This window comes from Arthrobacter sp. Dra40 (assembly GCF_059091905.1).
Window position 1 is genome coordinate 40,258 of record NZ_JBNHHB010000013.1, and the last position, 17,568, is coordinate 57,825.

Annotated in this window: 13 protein-coding genes; 4 read left to right on the forward strand and 9 right to left on the reverse strand. The window is 68.1% G+C overall.

Annotated features, from left to right (window positions below):
- The 3 genes from AC5RWT_RS08885 to AC5RWT_RS08895 are packed head-to-tail and all read right to left on the reverse strand — an operon-like array spanning window position 1 to window position 6,979.
- Window positions 1–3,357 (reverse strand): ATP-dependent helicase, encoded by a 3,357-nt coding sequence (locus AC5RWT_RS08885; protein WP_494079959.1) that lies wholly within the window; start codon window positions 3,355–3,357, stop codon window positions 1–3.
- Window positions 3,354–6,605 (reverse strand): ATP-dependent helicase, encoded by a 3,252-nt coding sequence (locus AC5RWT_RS08890; protein WP_494079983.1) that lies wholly within the window; start codon window positions 6,603–6,605, stop codon window positions 3,354–3,356. The genes AC5RWT_RS08885 and AC5RWT_RS08890 overlap by 4 nt, the downstream gene beginning before the upstream one ends.
- The gene (locus AC5RWT_RS08895; RefSeq protein WP_494045539.1) at window positions 6,605–6,979 is read right to left on the reverse strand and encodes an MGMT family protein; all 375 of its coding nucleotides are present in this window, start codon (window positions 6,977–6,979) and stop codon (window positions 6,605–6,607) included. The genes AC5RWT_RS08890 and AC5RWT_RS08895 overlap by 1 nt, the downstream gene beginning before the upstream one ends.
- 121 nt (window positions 6,980–7,100) lie before the next feature.
- Here AC5RWT_RS08895 and AC5RWT_RS08900 point away from each other — a divergent pair, with 121 nt between their 5' ends.
- The 4 genes from AC5RWT_RS08900 (at window position 7,101) to AC5RWT_RS08915 (ending at window position 10,707) form a co-directional block, all read left to right on the forward strand.
- A complete protein-coding gene (locus tag AC5RWT_RS08900; protein ID WP_494079960.1) occupies window positions 7,101–7,799 on the forward strand; it encodes a 3'-5' exonuclease in 699 nt (232 codons plus the stop codon).
- A gap of 186 nt (window positions 7,800–7,985) precedes the next feature.
- Complete coding sequence (locus tag AC5RWT_RS08905) at window positions 7,986–8,978, forward strand: methionine ABC transporter ATP-binding protein (protein ID WP_494045537.1); 993 nt, start codon at window positions 7,986–7,988, stop codon at window positions 8,976–8,978.
- Entirely contained in the window at window positions 8,975–9,709 is a 735-nt protein-coding gene (locus AC5RWT_RS08910) for a methionine ABC transporter permease (RefSeq protein ID WP_494045536.1), read from the forward strand. The genes AC5RWT_RS08905 and AC5RWT_RS08910 overlap by 4 nt, the downstream gene beginning before the upstream one ends.
- A gap of 158 nt (window positions 9,710–9,867) precedes the next feature.
- Complete coding sequence (locus AC5RWT_RS08915; RefSeq protein WP_494079961.1) at window positions 9,868–10,707, forward strand: MetQ/NlpA family ABC transporter substrate-binding protein; 840 nt, start codon at window positions 9,868–9,870, stop codon at window positions 10,705–10,707.
- Window positions 10,708–10,809: 102 nt separating this feature from the next.
- Here the strand turns inward: AC5RWT_RS08915 and AC5RWT_RS08920 are convergent, their stop codons facing one another.
- From AC5RWT_RS08920 to AC5RWT_RS08945, 6 genes are all read right to left on the reverse strand, one after another.
- Window positions 10,810–11,940: an AI-2E family transporter gene (locus AC5RWT_RS08920; protein WP_494079962.1), complete on the reverse strand. Its 1,131-nt coding sequence runs from the start codon at window positions 11,938–11,940 to the stop codon at window positions 10,810–10,812.
- A 166-nt stretch (window positions 11,941–12,106) separates the two neighbouring features.
- Window positions 12,107–13,441: a glutamate-1-semialdehyde 2,1-aminomutase gene (gene hemL / locus AC5RWT_RS08925; protein ID WP_494079963.1), complete on the reverse strand. Its 1,335-nt coding sequence runs from the start codon at window positions 13,439–13,441 to the stop codon at window positions 12,107–12,109.
- 76 nt (window positions 13,442–13,517) lie between these two features.
- Window positions 13,518–14,492, reverse strand: a complete 975-nt coding sequence (gene hemB / locus AC5RWT_RS08930) for a porphobilinogen synthase (RefSeq protein WP_494045533.1) — start codon at window positions 14,490–14,492, stop codon at window positions 13,518–13,520.
- Window positions 14,489–15,409: a uroporphyrinogen-III synthase gene (locus AC5RWT_RS08935; protein ID WP_494079964.1), complete on the reverse strand. Its 921-nt coding sequence runs from the start codon at window positions 15,407–15,409 to the stop codon at window positions 14,489–14,491. The genes hemB and AC5RWT_RS08935 overlap by 4 nt, the downstream gene beginning before the upstream one ends.
- Before the next feature lie 2 nt (window positions 15,410–15,411).
- Entirely contained in the window at window positions 15,412–16,377 is a 966-nt protein-coding gene (hemC, locus tag AC5RWT_RS08940) for a hydroxymethylbilane synthase (protein WP_494045853.1), read from the reverse strand.
- 2 nt (window positions 16,378–16,379) lie between these two features.
- The gene (locus AC5RWT_RS08945) at window positions 16,380–17,513 is read right to left on the reverse strand and encodes a ferrochelatase (protein ID WP_494045852.1); all 1,134 of its coding nucleotides are present in this window, start codon (window positions 17,511–17,513) and stop codon (window positions 16,380–16,382) included.
- Between the last annotated feature and the right edge of the window lie 55 nt (window positions 17,514–17,568).

The window sequence follows — 17,568 nt, forward strand, 5'->3', positions numbered from 1 at the left end:
CTAGGCGTAGGCCCGCAAGACGGCCGCTTCCAGCTCCTCTTCACCCGCAAGATCGTGCGGCCTCACCAACCGGTCCTGGGCAACGTAGTAGAAGGCAGCCTTGACCTGGTCCAGGTTGATGCCGTGCAGCCTGGCCCACGCCAGCCGGTAGACGGCCAACTGCACGGATTTGACGGCCAGCTGCCGGCCCGTCGGGGCTGTGCCGGTCTTCCAGTCAATCAGGTCCCAGCAGCCGTCGGCATCGCGGAAGATTGCATCGATCCGCCCGCGCACCACGACGTCGCCGACCCGGGTCTCCACGGGCACTTCGATGGCTGCCGGCACCCGGTGGGCCCATTCGGAGTCCTTGAACGTCTTAATCAGCCCGTCCAGATCGTAGGCCTCGTCGATGTAGGCGTCGGCCGCCCCCGGGTATTCCTCGAGGTCCAGCATCCCCGTCGTGCCGAAGTATTCCTCAATCCAACTGTGGAAGGCTGTTCCCTTCCTGGCTGACATGCCGGGCTTGCGCGGCACCGGACGGCGCAGGCGACGGGTGACTTCGTCGGGATCATCGGCCAAGTCCACCAGCAGCGAAGCGGAGATGTGTGCCGGCAACTGCACTTCCCCCGCAGTTGGCGCGGCATTGTGCCGCTCCAACAACAGTCTGGCTTCATGCGCCCACGCTGAATCCGCTGGAGGCCGGCGGTCCTGAGCCAGCGATTCGAGCACTGCCTGGGCCGCCTGCTCCATCGCCGCACGGCGGCCGGCACGTTGGCGCTGCGGAACACAGTTACGGTAGACCCGCGGTCCTTCCAGTGGGTCAAAGGGCCACAGGGCCGATTCCACTTCCGCGCGGAACGGATTCTCCGGCCCAAGATCCTCGTCCTGCACCCAATGCGCTACCTGCACGGTACCGGGTTCGCTCTGCGACAACTCGTGCAGTTCGGCCAGGAACACCGAGGCGGCCGTCGGCTTCACCTTGCTGCCAGTCCAGCCGGCGGAACTGCAGACCAGCAGGTGCTTGGCCCGGGTATAGGCGACGTAGGCCAGCCGCCGCTCCTCGTCTTCACCGTGGGCTTGGACCTCCCCTTTATAGTCCGCTTCCGCGTTCAGCCAGGACAGCTGGTCCGGCTGGTCCGTGTCCCACTGGGGCAGATCTGAGCGGTCTCCGCGTAACGGCCAGGGCAGGGCCGCGTGGCCACTGCTCCACCGGCTGTCCGACGACGAGGGGAAGGCTCCGTCGTTGAGCCCCGGAACGAAGACCGCATCCCACTCCAGCCCCTTGGACGCGTGGACGGTGAGCAACTGCACGGCATCGTGACGCACGTCCACCTGAGCCATGTCCAGGCCCCCTTCCTCGGCGGCAGCGGCTTCCAGCCAGGCGAGGAAGGCCAGCAGGTCAACGCGTTGTGCCGTCTGCACGAACGCGGCCGCAGCGTCGTGAAAGGCATCAAGATTGCGCCGCGCCTGATGGATGCTCTGGCCCGGCTTGGAGGCGACCTCGATATCCAACATCATGGTGCGCTCGACTTCACCCAACAACAGCGTCAGGTCATCGCCGATGAAGCTGCGCAGGTAGCGGACCTCATCCGCCAAACGAGCCAGCCGCTCCAGCGCCACGGGCGTCAACGAGCGTCCATAGCGTGAGGTCCAGCCCGGCCTGGGCAGTCGGTCGAGCGCCTCGATCAGGGACGCTGCCTCGGCCAAATCATGTTCGACGACGGTTTCCGCTGTCGCCTCATCCCGGTCCAGATCGGGCGCCTCGCCGGCGCGGACGGCGCTCAGGCGCTTGCGCTCGAGGAAGCGTGACCAGTCGGCCAAGGCCATGAGGTCGGCAGGCCCAAGCCGCCAGCGGGCACCCGCCAGCAACCGCATCAGCGCATCGGACCGTCCCGGATCCGCCAGGACCCGCAGCATTGCCACCAGGTCCACAATGTCCGGCTGGGCCAGCAGCCCGGCCAAGCCGACGATTTCGTAGGGAATGCCCCGTTCGTCCAGTGCTTTGGCGATGCCGGGGATCTGGGCTCGTCGCCGGCACAAGACCGCGGCGCTGACCTGCTCAGCCTTGCCCGTTTCCGGATCCCGCGCGAAAACCGTCATCCTCGCTCGTTCGATTGCGTCGGCAAGGGCGTTGGTTTCTTCCGCCTCCGTCGCGTACCGCCCCAGCGCCACTGTTCCTTCTGTGGCTCCGGGCCGCGGACGCAGCGGCGGAACACTGATCCTGCCGGGACGCGGCCGATTCGGATCTTCCCTGTTCAGCGGCGAGGATATCCGGTTGGCCATCCGCAGGATGTTTTCACTGTTGCGCCATGCCACCGTGAGGAAGCCCGCCGGCGCAGGTGCCCGGCGTCCATCGTCGTCCACCAGCGGGAATTGCTCTTGGAAAGCAAAAAGCTGGCCGGCCGAAGCCCCGCGGAAGCCATAGATGGACTGGTTGGGGTCTCCCACCGCGGTCACGGCGTGCCCGTCCCCGAACAGTTCGGAGAACAACACCATCTGGGCGTGGGAGGTGTCTTGGAATTCGTCGAGCAACACCACTTTATAGCGGCTGCGTTCGAGTTCGCGGGCCTGCGGCACTTCGCGGGCGATGCGCGCCGCCAGCGAGACGAGATCGCCATAGTCCAAAACGCCGCGTTCCCGCTTGGCCCGGTTGTACGCGGCGGCGAGTCCCGCCACCGTGATCCGCGTCCGCAGCCGATCCAGCAGTTTCCGGACGTCCTGCTTGGCCGGTCTGGTGCTTCCGTCGACATAGGGAAGGGCAGCGACCCTCTCCACCTCCGCCTCCAAATATTCGGCCGCCTGTTCGGGCGTCACCAAATGCTCCGAGCACTCTCCGGCGAACTGCATGACAGAGCCGACCAGCGTCGACTTGGCGGCCACCAAGTGCTCGATGGGACCGTCGTAGGCTTCCACGCAATGGCTGGCCAGCTGCCAGGACTGCGCTGTACCCAGCAGCACCACGTCGCGTTCGATGCCCAGCCGCAGCCCGTAGTCGCTGACCAGGCCATTGGCGTAGGAGTGGTAGGTGGAGACCTTGGGCTCCACGAACCCGCCGGCATTGTCCTCCTCCTGCGGCAGCAGTCCCTTCCGGTCCAGCCTGGCGAGCTGGGCACGGATCCGGGCGGCCAGTTCCCCGGCGGCTTTGCGGGTGAAAGTGACGCCAAGGATCTCGTCCGGCCGCACGAGACCGTTGGCTACCAGCCAGACGACGCGGTCGGCCATGGTCGCTGTCTTGCCGGATCCGGCTCCGGCAATGACCAGCAGGGGCTGCAGCGCGGAGCTGATGATGGCGGATTGTTCCTCGGTGGGCAGATGGTGGCCCAGCAAACCGGCGAGTTCTTCGGGGGTGTAAGTGGTGGTGACCGCTCCGATGCTCATTCGGTGACCTGCCTTCCTTCTGCGCACAGGGGACAAATTTCCGGGGCCCGGCAGCCGTGGCCGCCGTTCCGGGACCGCTGCGGATCGTGCCGGGCTTCGAATTGCGAGGCAGACATCAGTGCCGCCGCCTCATGGATCATCGGCGTGGCCCAGTCAACGCCGTCGGCCAGGCTTTCCTGCTGCTGGACCTTGACCGACTTCAGGTCCTGTCCGAGTTGGACCAGGGATGCGCCGCCGGCGGCCGGTCTGTGCCCGGGAAACCCTCCGGCCACCACCGCCGCCTGATAGCTTCCGAGCTGCGGGTGCCGCTCCAGCTCCGCTTTCGTTGGGGCGGAGCGGCCCGTTTTCAGGTCCACAATGTGCAGCCGTCCGTCGGCGTCCAGCTCCAACCGATCCACCTGTCCGCGCAGCCTGGCCACGCGCTCGGGCCCCTGCAAATCCACGGAGAAGTCCTGCTCCACACCGGCCAAGCTCCGGCCTTCCAAACGCATCTGGACTACGTACTGGGCCAGCCTCCGGACCATGCCCTCTGCCCGGTTGAAGTCCAGCCGGCCTTCCCAGTTCTCCTTCATGCCCAACTGCGGCCAGCGGCGGACAAGTTCCGCCACGTACTCGCTCCCGGTGCCCTCGGGAAGGTCCTGCGCAATACCGTGGACCAGCGTGCCCAGGCTGCGGGCAAAATCGGTAGCGGCTTCGCCCCCGGCGGCCTGGATGAACCAGTCCAGCGGCGACTTCTGGACGGCCTCCACCTTCGACGGGGATACCGGGACAGGCTCCCCCTCCGGCACGACCGGCGCCGTGCTGCTCAGGGGCAGCAGTCCCCACCAGTCGCGGGGATGCGCGCCCGGCACCGGCACCGGACTGGCCGCCAGCATCGCCAGGACCGCCGCCGCGTCAGCAGCTTGTTCCGGGCGGTCCGTTGCTTGCTGGGCGGCCTGCCGGAGTTCGGCAGCCAACGCCCGCACGGTCCGCGGCCGGAGTACTTCGGTGGCCGGCCGGGGAGTCTCCGGGTCCAGCCACGGATCGACCAGGTCCAGGAACTGGGACGGCTGGGCATCTTCCGATTGCACGGCCGTGCAGATCAACCGGCGCTCAGCGCGGGAGATTGCGGTGGAAAAGCTGCGCAACTCGTCATATCTGATCTCGCGCAGCCGGGCCACCGCGTCGATCCGCCGTGCCTCCTCGGCACCGTGCTCCAGGACGTCGACGAACTGGGTGCTGCCCAACAGTTCTCCGCGCAGCCTGGTGTTCGGCCACACTCCTTCCTGGACGCCCGCCACGATCACCAGCGGCCAGCCTCGGCCAGCTGCCGAGGCGGGCGTGAGCAGTTCAACGGCTTCGCGCAACTGGGCCCGCGGCGCCAGGTTGTCCATCGGCAGTTCCTGGTTCAGCAAGTACTCCAGGAACTGCCGCGGGCTGGAGCCGGGAAGCTGGTCGACATATCGTTCGGCCGTCTGGAACAACGCCATCATGGCGTCGAGATCGCGGTCGGCCCGCACACCGGCCGGCCCGCCTTGCAGTGCCTGCGCGGCCCAGCGGTCCGCCAGCCCGGCGGCGGACCACAGGGCCCACAGCACAGTCTCCGCGTTGGCTCCTGGCGCGGCTGCCGCCTCCCGGCCGGCTTGGAGCATCCGCGCGACCCTCCGTGCGGCGCCGCCTTCCCTTCCCAACGTGCCCAGGAACGCAGTGTCGCCCAGCGCCTCCACAAGCAAGGCATCGCTGGACCTGCCCCCGCCGCCCAGCAGCTCTTCGCGCCGCAGGGCCTGGCGCAGGCGGCGCAGGTCGATCGCGGTGGCGCCCCCGACCCTGGACGTCAGCAGGGCAACGGCGGTGTCCGCGGTGAGCAAGTCGGGATCGAGCGCCATGGCCAAGGCATCCAGCAACGGCCGGACGGCCGCTTCGTCGCGCACTGCGGTTTCAGCCACCGGAACTTTGACCGCGATGTCCTGGCCGGTGAGATAGCGCGCGAGGGCGGATAGCTGGCCGCCGGTCCGAACGATCACGGCCATCTCGCTGAGCCTGTAGCCCTCGAACAACCGGGCTTCCAGGATCCGCTGGGCGACGTAGCGGTGCTCGTGGACGGGCGAGGCCACCACGTGCGCGCTGGCGGAAGGCGCACCTCCCGCGGTATCGCCGCCAGGTTCGGCAGCGGCTCCGGTTTGTGGCCGCGGAGCAGGATGGACCAGGTCGCGGGCGCGGTGGGCGCCGGCAACTTGGGAGATCCTGGCCGCCGTGGACTGCCAGGAGACGGCGATTTCGGGCGCCATCCGGTGCGAGGTGGTCAGCACCAGCGTCTGCAGGGGTTTGTCCCGGGCGCCGAGGAGCCCCGGAAGTTTGCCGATCACATCCGGCCGGGCACCGCGGAACCCCTGGACGACCGTGTCCGGCGAGGCCGCAAGCACGGCGTCCTGTCCCTCGACGAGCAAGGTCAGCAGCTCGAAGACGGCGGGATTGGCTTCCTGCAGGTCATCGGCCAGGACCAGCTGCAGGCGGCTGCGCTCCCGGTCGAGGAAGCCGGGGTGCTCCAGCAACAGCTGGCGCGCCGAGGTAATGATGCCGGCTGGGTCGAAGGCCTCAGGCATCCGGAGGTCGATCAAGTCCCGGTATTCACGGTAGAGCTGTGCCGCCGCGGTCCAGTCCGGGCGGCCGCACTCAGCGCCCAGGTGCTCCAGCTGCGCGGCTGTGCTGCCGTACTCGGTCAACCGGTCGAAAACCTGGCGGATCTCCTGCCGAAAGCCACGGGTGGCGAGCGCCTGCTGCAGGTCTTCCGGCCAGCCGGCACCCTGGCCATAGCCCGCACGATGGCCGGCCAGCAGTTCGGCGATGATCTGGTCCTGTTCGGGCCCGGACAGCAGCCGGGGCGCCCGTTCCACCAGCGGCAGCAGACCTTCCACGCGGGCCCGGCGGATCAGGTCGAAGGCGTAGGCAGACCAGGTCCTGGCCGGGGACGTGCCCAGGCTGCGGTCGAGCCGCGCCGTCAGGGCATCCCGCAGCCGGGAGGCTGCCAGCCGGTTCGGGGCCAGGAAGAGCAAGCCCGCCGGGTCCAGTCCGGTTTCCTCCACACGGCGGACCGCATGCTCCACCAACGCGGTGGTCTTCCCTGTACCCGGACCGCCGAGCACCAGCACCGGACCACAGCCGGCGGGCAGGCCGATGACTTCTTCCTGGTCCTGGCTCGGCAGCGGGGCCCCCGCGGACTTGGCTTCGGGCCGGACCAGCTTCAGCCCCGCCGCTGGCTTCGTCTCCATCATGCGCCCATCCCATCAGTCGCCTCGGACACTTTGCGACGCAACCGCTCGATCGCCGCGAATTCTTCGTCGTGGGGCATCCAGCGGGCCTGGGCCATGCGCACCTTTGCCGGCCCGGCAGCCGGCTCTGCCAGCGGCGTCGCCTCCCGGCGGTAGTGCACCACCGCGCGTGCCATCAGGTCATCGGGCAGTGAACCATTGGCGCGAATGATGCGCCACCACGGAGCCGCGTCCCCGTGCAGCGACATAATCCTGCCGACCAGCCGGGGCCCGCCCACATCGAGCAGCTCGGCAACATCCCCGTACGACAGCACGCGGCCGGGCGGCACGATCGCTGCGAGGTCCAGGACCGCTTCCACCACCGCTTCCCGCATTACACCATTGTAATTTGAGCTACCCGTGCCGCCGTACACAAGACCCTGGAACGCCCCGGAGTTTCACGCGCGCCGCTGTGCCTCCCCGATTTCGTCCGACCCGGCGGCTACGGTTACCGGCATGAACAGCTGGCATGAACGTCCCCGGGCCGCCTTCGATCTGGAAACCACGGGCCGTGATCCGCACACTGCCCGGATCGTCACGGCTTCCCTTGTCCTGGTCGACGAAGGGGGACGTCCCGTGCAGGAGCGCGAGTGGCTGGTAGACCCTGGCGTCGAGATTCCGGCCGAGGCGGCCGCGATCCACGGCGTGAGCACGGAACGCGCCCGCGCCGAGGGCCTCGATGCAGCCACCGCCACCGCCGGGATTGCCGAAGCGTTGGCGGGGTTCTTTGACGCAGGCATTCCCGTCATGGCCTTCAACGCCGCCTACGACTTCACCGTGCTGGCGAACGAATGTGCGCGCTACGGCTTCCAATCCCCGGCGGCAACTCCGGTGATCGATCCGTTCATTCTGGATAAGCAGATGGACCGCTACCGGCGGGGGAAACGCACACTGGTGGCGCTGTGCGAACTCTACGGCGTGCGGCTGGAGGCTGCGCACACCTCGGCGGCCGACGCGCTGGCGACCATCGGAGTCGCTGATGCCCTCGCCCGCCGCTACACGGGACTGTGCATCGAAGCCGCCGAACTGCATGAACGGCAAATCGGCTGGTGCGCACAGCAGGCTGCCAGCTTTCAGCAATGGCTGCGGCGCACTGATCCTGAAGCAGTTGTGGACGGCGTCTGGCCGGTACGCCTGATGCCCGCGGCCGTTTGACGCTCCTCTTCCGGCCCTAAATTCCGTCGCGTCTTTGGAGCGCTTCTGTGTCAACTTCGGGTCGCCGTATGACGCGACCTCTTGCCGAATTCCGGCGCACTGCCGCGGCTGTCATAATTAAGACTTGGCGGCGGCGCGTGCTATGGCGGCCGCCAATGCTTCCTGAGTTCAACTCCCCGAGGTTCCATGATCACTGTTACCGACCTGCGCAAGGTCTACCGCCAGGGCAACCGCGAAGTGGTAGCCCTGGACGGCGTCAGCCTGTCCGTTCCCAAGGGGTCCATCCACGGCATCGTTGGCCATTCCGGCGCGGGCAAGTCCACCTTGGTGCGATGCCTGACCCTGCTGGACAGCCCGACGTCGGGTTCGGTATCAATCAACGGCGCTGAACTGAGCGCAGCCCGGGACGCCGATCTCAGGACGGCCCGGCGCCGCATCGGAATGATCTTCCAACATGCAAACCTCATGGATTCGCGCACCGCTGCCGACAACGTGGCGCACCCCTTGGAGATCGTCAAGACACCCAGGGCAGCGATCCGCTCGAAGGTTGCCGAACTGCTCAAGCTGGTCGGACTGGAGGGGTTTGAGAACGCCTACCCGTCCCAGCTTTCCGGCGGCCAGCGCCAGCGCGTCGGCATCGCCCGCGCCCTCGCCTCTGATCCCGACGTCCTGCTCTGTGATGAGCCCACGTCGGCGCTGGACCCGAAGACCACCGATGAAATCCTGACGCTGATCCAGGACCTCACGCAGCGGCTTCAGTTGACCGTGCTGGTGATCACGCACGAGATGCAGGTCATCAAGCGCATCTGCGACTCGGTCTCGCTCCTGGAGGCGGGCCGAATCGTCGAACATGGCCCGCTGCGCACCGTGGCGGCCGATCTTGGCGGCCGCCTTTCGAGCACGCTGCTGCCACTGCCGTCGGCCGAAACGAACGGCATCGGCACCGTGTTGGAAATCCTGTATTCAGGCGACAGCGCTTCGGAACCGGTGCTCACCGGGGCCGCACGCGCCTTCGGAATGGACCTGAACGTCCTGGCCGGCAGCGTGGAGTCGTTGGCCGGCACCCAGTTCGGCCATCTCCGCATCCAGTTGCCGACCGGGGCGGACACCGCTTCCCTCGCCCGGCACTTGACCGGCCAGGGCGTCGCCGTACGCGTCGTCCGGGAAGAGACATCATGAACTTCATTAACGAACTGATGACCAACCCGGCCATCACCAAGGCGCTGCCCAAAGCCCTCGGCGAAACCTTGCTGATGGTCGGTGTCTCGGGTGCCTTTGTTTTGCTCATCGGGCTGCCGCTGGGCATCTTCCTCTACACCAGCGCGCCGGGGGGCCTGCGGCCCATGAGGGTGACCAACCGGATAGTGTCCGACGTCATCGTGAACATCACCCGGTCCATTCCGTTCGCCATCCTGATGATCGCGCTGATCCCGCTGGCACGGGTGATCACCGGGACGTCGATCGGCGCCTTGGCGGCCTGTGTCTCGCTCACCATCGGCACCGTGCCGTTCTTCGCACGTTTGGTGGAAACCGCTCTGCGGGATGTCAGCTCCGGCAAGATCGATGCCGCGATGGTCATGGGCTCCACCCGGCTGCAGATCGTGGCCAAGGTCCTGGTTCCCGAAGCGTTGCCCGGGTTGGTCGCCGCCTTGACGACCACGGTGGTCACCTTGGTGGGCTACTCCGCCATGGCGGGCCTCACCGGCGGCGGCGGTCTGGGCCAGCTCGCTTACAACTACGGCTTCCAGCGTTTCGACACCACGGTCATGATTGTCACGATCGTGATCATGGTGATCCTCGTCCAGCTGATCCAGTGGACCGGCGACGCCGTGTCCCGGCGGGTGGACCACCGCAGCGCGGCCCAAGCGGGCACGAAGAAACGCCGGCACGAGCCCGCCACCGCAGTCTGACAGGTCTCCCGTCAGTTCAGGGACATTGCCGTCCCGCTCCCCTATGCTCCCGCCGGCCGTGAGGCCGCGGAGGAATGCAGCCAGTAGCCGCTAGCTGCACCACATCCGGGATGAGCCGCCTTCGGCCTGCCCCGGTTAGTTGAAAGGAACGCACGCAGATGCGTAAAGCACTAACCCTCATTGGTACCGGCCTGGCCGCGGCCTTTGCGCTGACGGCTTGCGGTGGCTCCGATTCCACCCCCAGCGCTGATGCCACGCTGGATCCGGCCAATCCCACGACGATCACGGTAGGTGCCACTCCGGTCCCCCAGGGCCGGATCCTGCAGTTCGTGGACGAAAATTTGGCCAAGGATGCCGGCATCGACCTGGACATCAAGGAATTCACCGATTACCAGACCCCGAACATCGCCCTCAGCGATGGCTCCCTGGACGCCAACTATTTCCAGCATCTGGCCTTCTTTGACCAGCAGGTGGCTGACAAGGGCTACGATTTCGAACACGGCGAAGGCATCCACATTGAGCCCTACGCCGGGTTCTCGTCCAAGCACAAGAGCGTCGACGAGATCCCCGACGGCGCGACGATTGCGGTCACCAACGATCCGGGTAACCAGCCGCGCGCGCTGAAGATGCTCGAAGCCGAGGGCCTGCTGACCGACATCAAGGATGATTCTGCGGCACTGACGCTGACCGACGAGCAGAACCCGAAGGGCCTGAAGTTCGAGGAGAACCAGCCCGAAATCCTGGTCCAGCTGATTGACGATCCGAAGGTCGACTTGGCCATCATCAACGGCAACTTCATCCTGGATGCCGGCCTGAACACGGATGATGCGGTGATCGTCGAATCCGCCGAGAACAACCCGTACGCCAACTTCCTGGTCTGGAAGGCCGGCGACGACAACCCGGCCATCGCCAAGCTCGACGAACTGCTGCACAGCCCGGATGTGAAGAAGTTCATCGAGGAGACCTGGCCCAACGGCGATGTGTTCCCCGCCTTCTAATCCCGTCCCGGGCCGCTGACTCCAGCGGCTCCAGCGGGCAATGAGAGGTCCCCGGAAGCTTCGGCTTCCGGGGACCTCTGATGTTTGGTCGGCGTACTCAGGTCAGCGGCGCTGCCGGACCGCCGCGGCTTGCTCGGCGGAGGACCGCCCCGTCAGCACTTGGATGACCACCCAGGACACCGCCGTCACCGGAACGGCCAAGACTGCGCCAATGATGCCGCCCAGGATGGTTCCCGCGGTCAGAGCCAGCAGGATCACCAGCGAATGCAGGCTCACCGAGCGCCCCATCACCACCGGCTGCAGGAAGTTGCCTTCCAACTGCTGCACCACAATCACGACGGCGACCACCACCAGCGCAGCCACCGGCCCATTGGTTACCAGCGCCACGAGGGTGGCCAAGACGCCGGCAACGGTGGCGCCGACGATCGGGACGAATCCGCCAATGAAGATCAGCACCGATAGCGGCAGTGCCAGCGGCACCTGGAGGATGAACAGGGCCAGACCGATGAAAAAAGCGTCGACGGCCGCTACGGTGGCGGTCCCGCGGACGTAGCTGCCCAGCACGTCCGTGGCACGCGATCCGGCCTCTTCCAGCTTGGGCCGCCGGGCGGCCGGGAACCAGCTGAGCAGGAAGGCCCAGATCCGCGGACCGTCTTTGAGGAAGAAGAACAGGATGACGGCCATCAGGACAGCCCCGGTGATTATTTCCGCCGCCATTGACAACCCGCTGAGAGCGCTGCGCCCGGCGGCGGCGCTGGTCAGGAAGTCCACCACTGACGCCAGCGCTTCGTCGATCTGCCCCTGGCTCACCGGCAGCGGGAAGGTGGCCATCATTTCCTGCAGCTGCAGCCAGCCCTCGCTGGCGGAGCGGATTAGTTCATCCCATTCGCTGCGGACCGCAAAGACGATTCCCGTGACCACTCCGCCGAGCACTGCGAGGATCCCGAGGAACGCGGTGACCGTCGCGAGCGCCGGGGACCAACCCCAGCGGCGCAGCACCCCCACCACCGGGCTCACGGCCGCGGCCAAGATCAGGGCAATCAGGACCGGGATGACCAGCAGCCGCAACTGCAGCAGCCCGTAGATCACCACAACGGCCAGCGCCAGCGCCAACAGCAGTTGCGCAGAACGGGTGGCCGTACGGCCCATACCGTCCGACCACATGGACCGCGGCGGCACGTGGACGGCGACCTCCGGCGTCGGACGAGCGCCGCCGTCGTGCTTTTCCTGCATTTGCCTGCGCCTGGACAACAGGCCCATCTGCACTCCCCTGGTTTCACGTTATGGCAGGCCGGTCCCGCACGGGCCCGGCCTCAGGACCAGTCTGCCATGCCTGTGGCCAGCCCGGGGCGCGTCGGAGGCCGCCCGGCACTGTTCGGCGCCGGGCTCGGCCAGTGGGTCAGGCCGTTGCTGTGGCCGCCGCGGCGGCCCGCGCGGCCACCGGGAGGGCGGCAAAAATCTTGTCCATCGCGGCGTCGTCATGCGCGGCGGAAAGGAACCAGGCTTCGAAGACCGACGGCGGCAGGTAGACGCCGGCGTCGAGCATCGCGTGGAAGAACGGAGCGTAGCGGAAGGCCTCCTGGGCCTGCGCGTCGGCGTAGTTGCGCACGCCGTTCGCCGACGTGCCGAAGGCCACGCTGAACAGGTTTCCCGCGGTCTGGATGCTGTGGTCCACGCCGGCCTCGGACAAAGCGGCGGACAGCGCGGCCTGCAGTTCGCGGGAGCGGGAGTCGATGGCCGCGTAGACGTCCGGCGTTGCGGCAGTGAGCGTCGCGACGCCGGCAGCCATGGCAATCGGGTTGCCGGAGAGGGTGCCGGCTTGGTAGACCGGGCCCACCGGCGCCAGGTAGTCCATGACCTCCGCGCGGCCGCCCAAGGCAGCCACGGGCATGCCGCCGCCGATGACCTTGCCGAAGGTCAGCAGGTCGGGCACGAACGGATCGGCCGCACCGGCCGCTCCCCCGGTCAGCCCCCAGTAGCCGGCATAGCCGGTGCGGAAACCGGTGAGCACCTCGTCCAAAATCAGCAGCGCACCGTGTTCGCGGGTGATCCGGGACAGGGCCGCGTTGAAGCCGTCGCCGGGGGTGACCACGCCCATGTTGGCGGGTGCCGCCTCGGTGATGACCGCGGCGATCTGGCTGCCGCGGGTGGCGAAGACCTCTTCCACGGCGGTGATGTCGTTGTACGGCAGCACCAGCGTCTCGGCGGCGGTCGCCTCGGTGACACCGGCCGAACCGGGCAGCGCCAGCGTGGCCACGCCGGAACCCGCGGCGGCCAGGAGCCCGTCCAGATGGCCGTGGTAGCAGCCGGCGAACTTCACAATCAGGTTGCGCCCGGTGTAGCCGCGGGCAAGACGCACCGCAGTCATGGTCGCTTCCGTACCGGTGGAGACCATCCGCAGGCGCTCGACGGCGGAGACCCGGCCGACGACCAGGGCGGCCAGCTCGGACTCGGCCGGCGTGGAGGCCCCGAAGGACAGGCCGCGGTCCACCGCGGAATGCACAGCCTCCAGCACGGCCGGGTGGGCGTGGCCCAGCAGGGCCGGTCCCCACGAGCAGACCAGGTCCACGTACTCGCGGCCATCGGCGTCGGTGAGGTAGGCGCCCTTGCCGCTGACCATCATGCGCGGGGTGCCGCCGACTGAGCCGAAGGCCCGCACCGGGGAGTTCACGCCGCCGGGCATCAGTTGGCGGGCTCGTTCGAAGAGTTCCTCGGAGCGGGAGGCTTCAGTCATGGTCATGGTTCCTTTCGGCACAGCTTTTTGTCCGCTGCGGGCAGGGTGGTGCCCGCAGAGGCAGGGAGTTCAGGTGTTACTTCAGCCAGCGGGCCAGTTCCGGGGCCCAGTAGGTCAGCACCATGTCGGCACCGGCGCGGCGGATGCCGAGGACCGACTCCAGGATGGCGGCCCTGCGGTCGATCCAGCCGTTGGCCGCGGCCGCCTCGATCATCGCGTACTCGCCGGAGATCTGGTAGGCAGCGACCGGCACCGGGGACATTTCCGCCACATCGGAGAGGACGTCCAGGTAGCTCATGGCCGGTTTGACCATGATCATGTCGGCGCCCTCGGCCAGGTCCAGTTCCACTTCCCGGATGGCTTCGCGCCGGTTGGCGGCATCCATCTGGTAGGTCCGCCGGTCTCCGGTGAGCTGCGAATCCACCGCTTCGCGGAACGGCCCGTAGAAGGCCGAGGCATATTTGGCGGCGTAGGCAAGGATGGAGGCGTCCTGGTAGCCGGCCTCGTCCAACGCCTGGCGGATCACTGCCACCTGGCCGTCCATCATGCCGGAGGGACCCAGCACGTCGGCTCCCGCCGCCGCCTGGACCACTGCCATCTCCGCGTAGATCGGCAGCGTGGCGTCGTTGTCCACCGTGCCGTCGGGTGCCAGGACGCCGCAGTGCCCGTGGTCGGTGAACTCGTCGAGGCACACGTCGCCCATCACCACCAGGTCGTTGCCGACCTCGGCCTTCACATCGGCAATGGCGCGGTTCAGGACGCCGTTGGGATCCACCCCGGCGCTGCCGGTGGCATCGCGCACTGCGGGAACGCCGAAGAGCATGATCCCGCCGAGCCCCAGTTCCACGGCCTCGGCGGCCGCCCGCTTGAGCGAATCCGCGGTGTGCTGGACCACGCCCGGCATGGACTGCAGCGGCACCGGCTCGCTGATGCCTTCGCGGATGAACGCCGGCAGGATCAACTGGTTCGGGTGGGTCCGGACCTCCGCCGTCATCCGGCGGATCGCTTCGGTGGCCCGCAGTCGACGGGGCCGGTGGTTGGGGAAGCTCATGGCGTTCCTTCCGTTTCGGTGGGCTGGCGCTCCAGGGTTTGTGCGAGCGCGTCGGCGATGCCCGACGGCGTTGGTTCGGCAGCCGTGGCCGCGATCTCCAGCCCCAGTTCGGCGGCCTGCCGTGCCGAACTGTTGCCGATGGCGATCAGCCGGAGTCCGGCCGGCCGGGGGTCGAGAAGACCGGCCAACCGCCGGGTCACGCTGGGCGAGGTCAGGACGACGGCGTCAATGCCGCCGTCGAGCGCGCGGCTGCGGAAATCGGCGGCCGTGATGACTTCCAGGCCATCGGCGCGCTCACTCGAGGCGATCTCCAGCGCGGCCGTCAGCCGGAGCTCCGGCCGGGCGGGATAATCCACCGTCCGGTAGGCGGTTACGGGCAGCACCTGCCAGCCTTTGGCCATCAAGCCTTCGAACACCGTGGGGGCGGCGATGTCCGCCTGCGGCAGCAACACCATCATCCGCTCCGTCGAGCGGTTCGCTCCTTCGGGCGGAAGCGGCCAGGCTGCCACCAGGCCGACGGCGTCCATGCTCCCGGGCGGAACCAAGTCCACCGAGAGCCCCTCCGCCTCAAGCGCCTTGGCGCTTGGCGTGCCGACGGCGGCAACTTTGGTGTCGCCGGCCAGGGCTGCCAGGCTGGTTCCGCGGTCCAGCGCGCAGGCCTTCAGCGCCCGCACCGTGGTGATGCTGGTGATCACCAGCCAGTCCACCTTGCGCTGGGCCAGCAGGGTGAGGGCTTCGTCCAGTTCGGCGGGCCTGTCGGTCCGCTCGAAATCGATCAGGGGCATGACGCTGGCCGACGCGCCCCGCCTGCGCAGTTCGGCGGCCATCCCGGCTGCCCGATCAGGGGTGCGCGGCAGCACCACCCGCAGCCCCTGGAGCTGGTTCTCCGGCGCCCCGCGCTGCCGCAGCAACGCCATGGTCAGTGGCCAGCCTGGCTCATCAAGTCGCCGGCGCCCTGCCCGAGCAGCTCTTCAGCTAGTCGGGCACCCAGCGCCACAGCATCTTCGGCACCGGCGGCCTGCACCTGCTGCTCACCGTGCAACAGCCGGCTGCCGTCGGGGCTGCAAACCACGGCCCGCAGCACCAGGGTGCCGGCGTCGACCCGTGCCAGCGCCCCCACTGGCGCGCTGCAGCCTGCTTCCAACCGGGCCAACAGCGAGCGTTCGGCGGTCACGGCCAAGCGGCTTTCCGCGTCGTCGTAGTCAGCCAGCGCGCCGGCCAACGCCGTCCCGGCCGCCGCGTCGGCCACCCTGCATTCAACAGCCAGTGCGCCCTGGCCAGGAGCGGGCAGCATGACAGACGGATCCAGCAGTTCCGTTACATGCTGGGTGCGGCCCAGCCGGGCCAGGCCGGCGGCGGCGAGCACGACGGCGTCAAGATCGGCGTGCTTTCCTTCGATCATCGCTTCACCGGTCAGCCCCTTGACCCGTCCCAGCCGGGTGTCCACGTTGCCGCGGATATCCACGACGTCCAGATCGGGGCGGGCGGCGCGCAACTGGGCTGCCCGGCGCGGCGAGCCCGTGCCCACTTTGGCCCCGGCCGGCAGTTCGGCAAGGGTCAGCCCGTCGCGGGCGCACAACGCGTCCCGGACGTCCACCCGCACCGGAATGGCGGCGATCTGCAGGCCCTCCGCCACGCCGGTGGGCAGGTCCTTGAGCGAATGAACGGCCACGTCGCAGCGATCGTCCAGCAGGGCCTCGCGCAGGGCGGCGGTGAACACACCGGTGCCGCCGATTTGGGCCAGCGGTCCCTTGAGCACGTCGCCCTCGGTCTTGATGCGGACCAGTTCGTACTGCAGCGCTCCCCCGGCGGCCAGGGCCTCGGCCACGGTGGTGGTCTGGGTGACGGCCAGGGCGCTGGCGCGGGTGCCCACGCGGACGGTCACGGTCATACCTGCGTCACCCCGACGGTCGAATCCATGCCCGCGACGGTCGGCTTCTCGCCGCGGCGGTTGGCGCAGCAGCCGGGCATGCAGACATCCATCCACGGACCTAGCGGGGTCAGTGCGGGACGCTCCGCCTGGTGCTGGTCCAGCGTCCGTTCGCAGACCAGGTCCACCAGGCCCTCGACGAATTTTTGGTGCACGCCGGGCGTGGGGATGCGGGCTGCGGCCAGGCCGAGGTTGCGGCAGGTTTCCAGTGCCTCGGTGTCCAGGTCCCAGACCACCTCCATGTGGTCGCTGACAAAGCCCAGCGGGACGATCACCACGCCCTTCACGCCTTGCGCCGGCAGTTCTTCGATCGCGTCGTTGATGTCCGGTTCCAGCCACGGCACGTGCGGTGCGCCGGAGCGGGACTGGTAGACCAGCGACCAATCGACACCGGCGGCTTCCGGTACCCGGTCCAGTACCGCGCGGGCGGTGGCCAGATGCTGCGCTACGTAGGCGCTGCCGCCCTCGTACTCCACGCCGCGCGGGCCGGCGTTCTCGGCGTCCCCGACCGGAATGGAATGGGTGGCGAACAGGATGTGGACCGGCGCGTCCGCTGCCCCCTGCGCAGCCAGGTCGGCATGGACCCGGTTCAGTCCCTCGGCCAGTCCGTCCACGAACGGCTCCACGAAGCCCGGGTGGTCGAAGTACTGGCGGACCTTATCCACTTCCAGCTTCCCGGCCAGCCCGGTCTCCACCAGTGCCATGCCGAAGTCCTCGCGGTACTGCCGGCAGCTGGAGTAGCCGGCGTAGGCGCTGGTGCTCACGGCCAGCACGCGGCGGTGGCCGGCGTCGTACGCTTCCTTGAAAACGTCGGTGATGTAGGGGTCCCAGTTCCGGTTTCCCCAGAGCACCGGCAGGTTGATCCCGCGGCGGGCCAGTTCTGCTTCCAGGGCGGACTTCAGCGCACGGTTCTGAGCGTTGATCGGGCTGATGCCGCCGTTGGCCCGGTAATGGGTGGCGACTTCCTCGAGCCGTTCATCGGGGATGCCGCGGCCGCTGGTGACGTTGCGCAGGAACGGAATGACGTCGTCCTGGCCCTCGGGCCCGCCGAAGGAGGCCAGCAGCAGGGCGTCATAGTTCTTCGGCTGCATGGTCCCGTCGGGAGCCACGCCCGCCTGCGGGTCGAAGGAGTGTTCGGCTGGCTGG

Coding starts and splice junctions, on each gene's coding strand:
- AC5RWT_RS08885 (WP_494079959.1), bottom strand. CDS start 3,357: ATGAGCATCGGAGCGGTCACCACCACTTACACCCCCGAAGAACTCGCC.
- AC5RWT_RS08890 (WP_494079983.1), bottom strand. CDS start 6,605: ATGGAGACGAAGCCAGCGGCGGGGCTGAAGCTGGTCCGGCCCGAAGCC.
- AC5RWT_RS08895 (WP_494045539.1), bottom strand. CDS start 6,979: ATGCGGGAAGCGGTGGTGGAAGCGGTCCTGGACCTCGCAGCGATCGTG.
- AC5RWT_RS08900 (WP_494079960.1), top strand. CDS start 7,101: ATGAACAGCTGGCATGAACGTCCCCGGGCCGCCTTCGATCTGGAAACC.
- AC5RWT_RS08905 (WP_494045537.1), top strand. CDS start 7,986: ATGATCACTGTTACCGACCTGCGCAAGGTCTACCGCCAGGGCAACCGC.
- AC5RWT_RS08910 (WP_494045536.1), top strand. CDS start 8,975: ATGAACTTCATTAACGAACTGATGACCAACCCGGCCATCACCAAGGCG.
- AC5RWT_RS08915 (WP_494079961.1), top strand. CDS start 9,868: ATGCGTAAAGCACTAACCCTCATTGGTACCGGCCTGGCCGCGGCCTTT.
- AC5RWT_RS08920 (WP_494079962.1), bottom strand. CDS start 11,940: ATGCAGGAAAAGCACGACGGCGGCGCTCGTCCGACGCCGGAGGTCGCC.
- hemL (WP_494079963.1), bottom strand. CDS start 13,441: ATGACTGAAGCCTCCCGCTCCGAGGAACTCTTCGAACGAGCCCGCCAA.
- hemB (WP_494045533.1), bottom strand. CDS start 14,492: ATGAGCTTCCCCAACCACCGGCCCCGTCGACTGCGGGCCACCGAAGCG.
- AC5RWT_RS08935 (WP_494079964.1), bottom strand. CDS start 15,409: ATGGCGTTGCTGCGGCAGCGCGGGGCGCCGGAGAACCAGCTCCAGGGG.
- AC5RWT_RS08945 (WP_494045852.1), bottom strand. CDS start 17,513: ATGCAGCCGAAGAACTATGACGCCCTGCTGCTGGCCTCCTTCGGCGGG.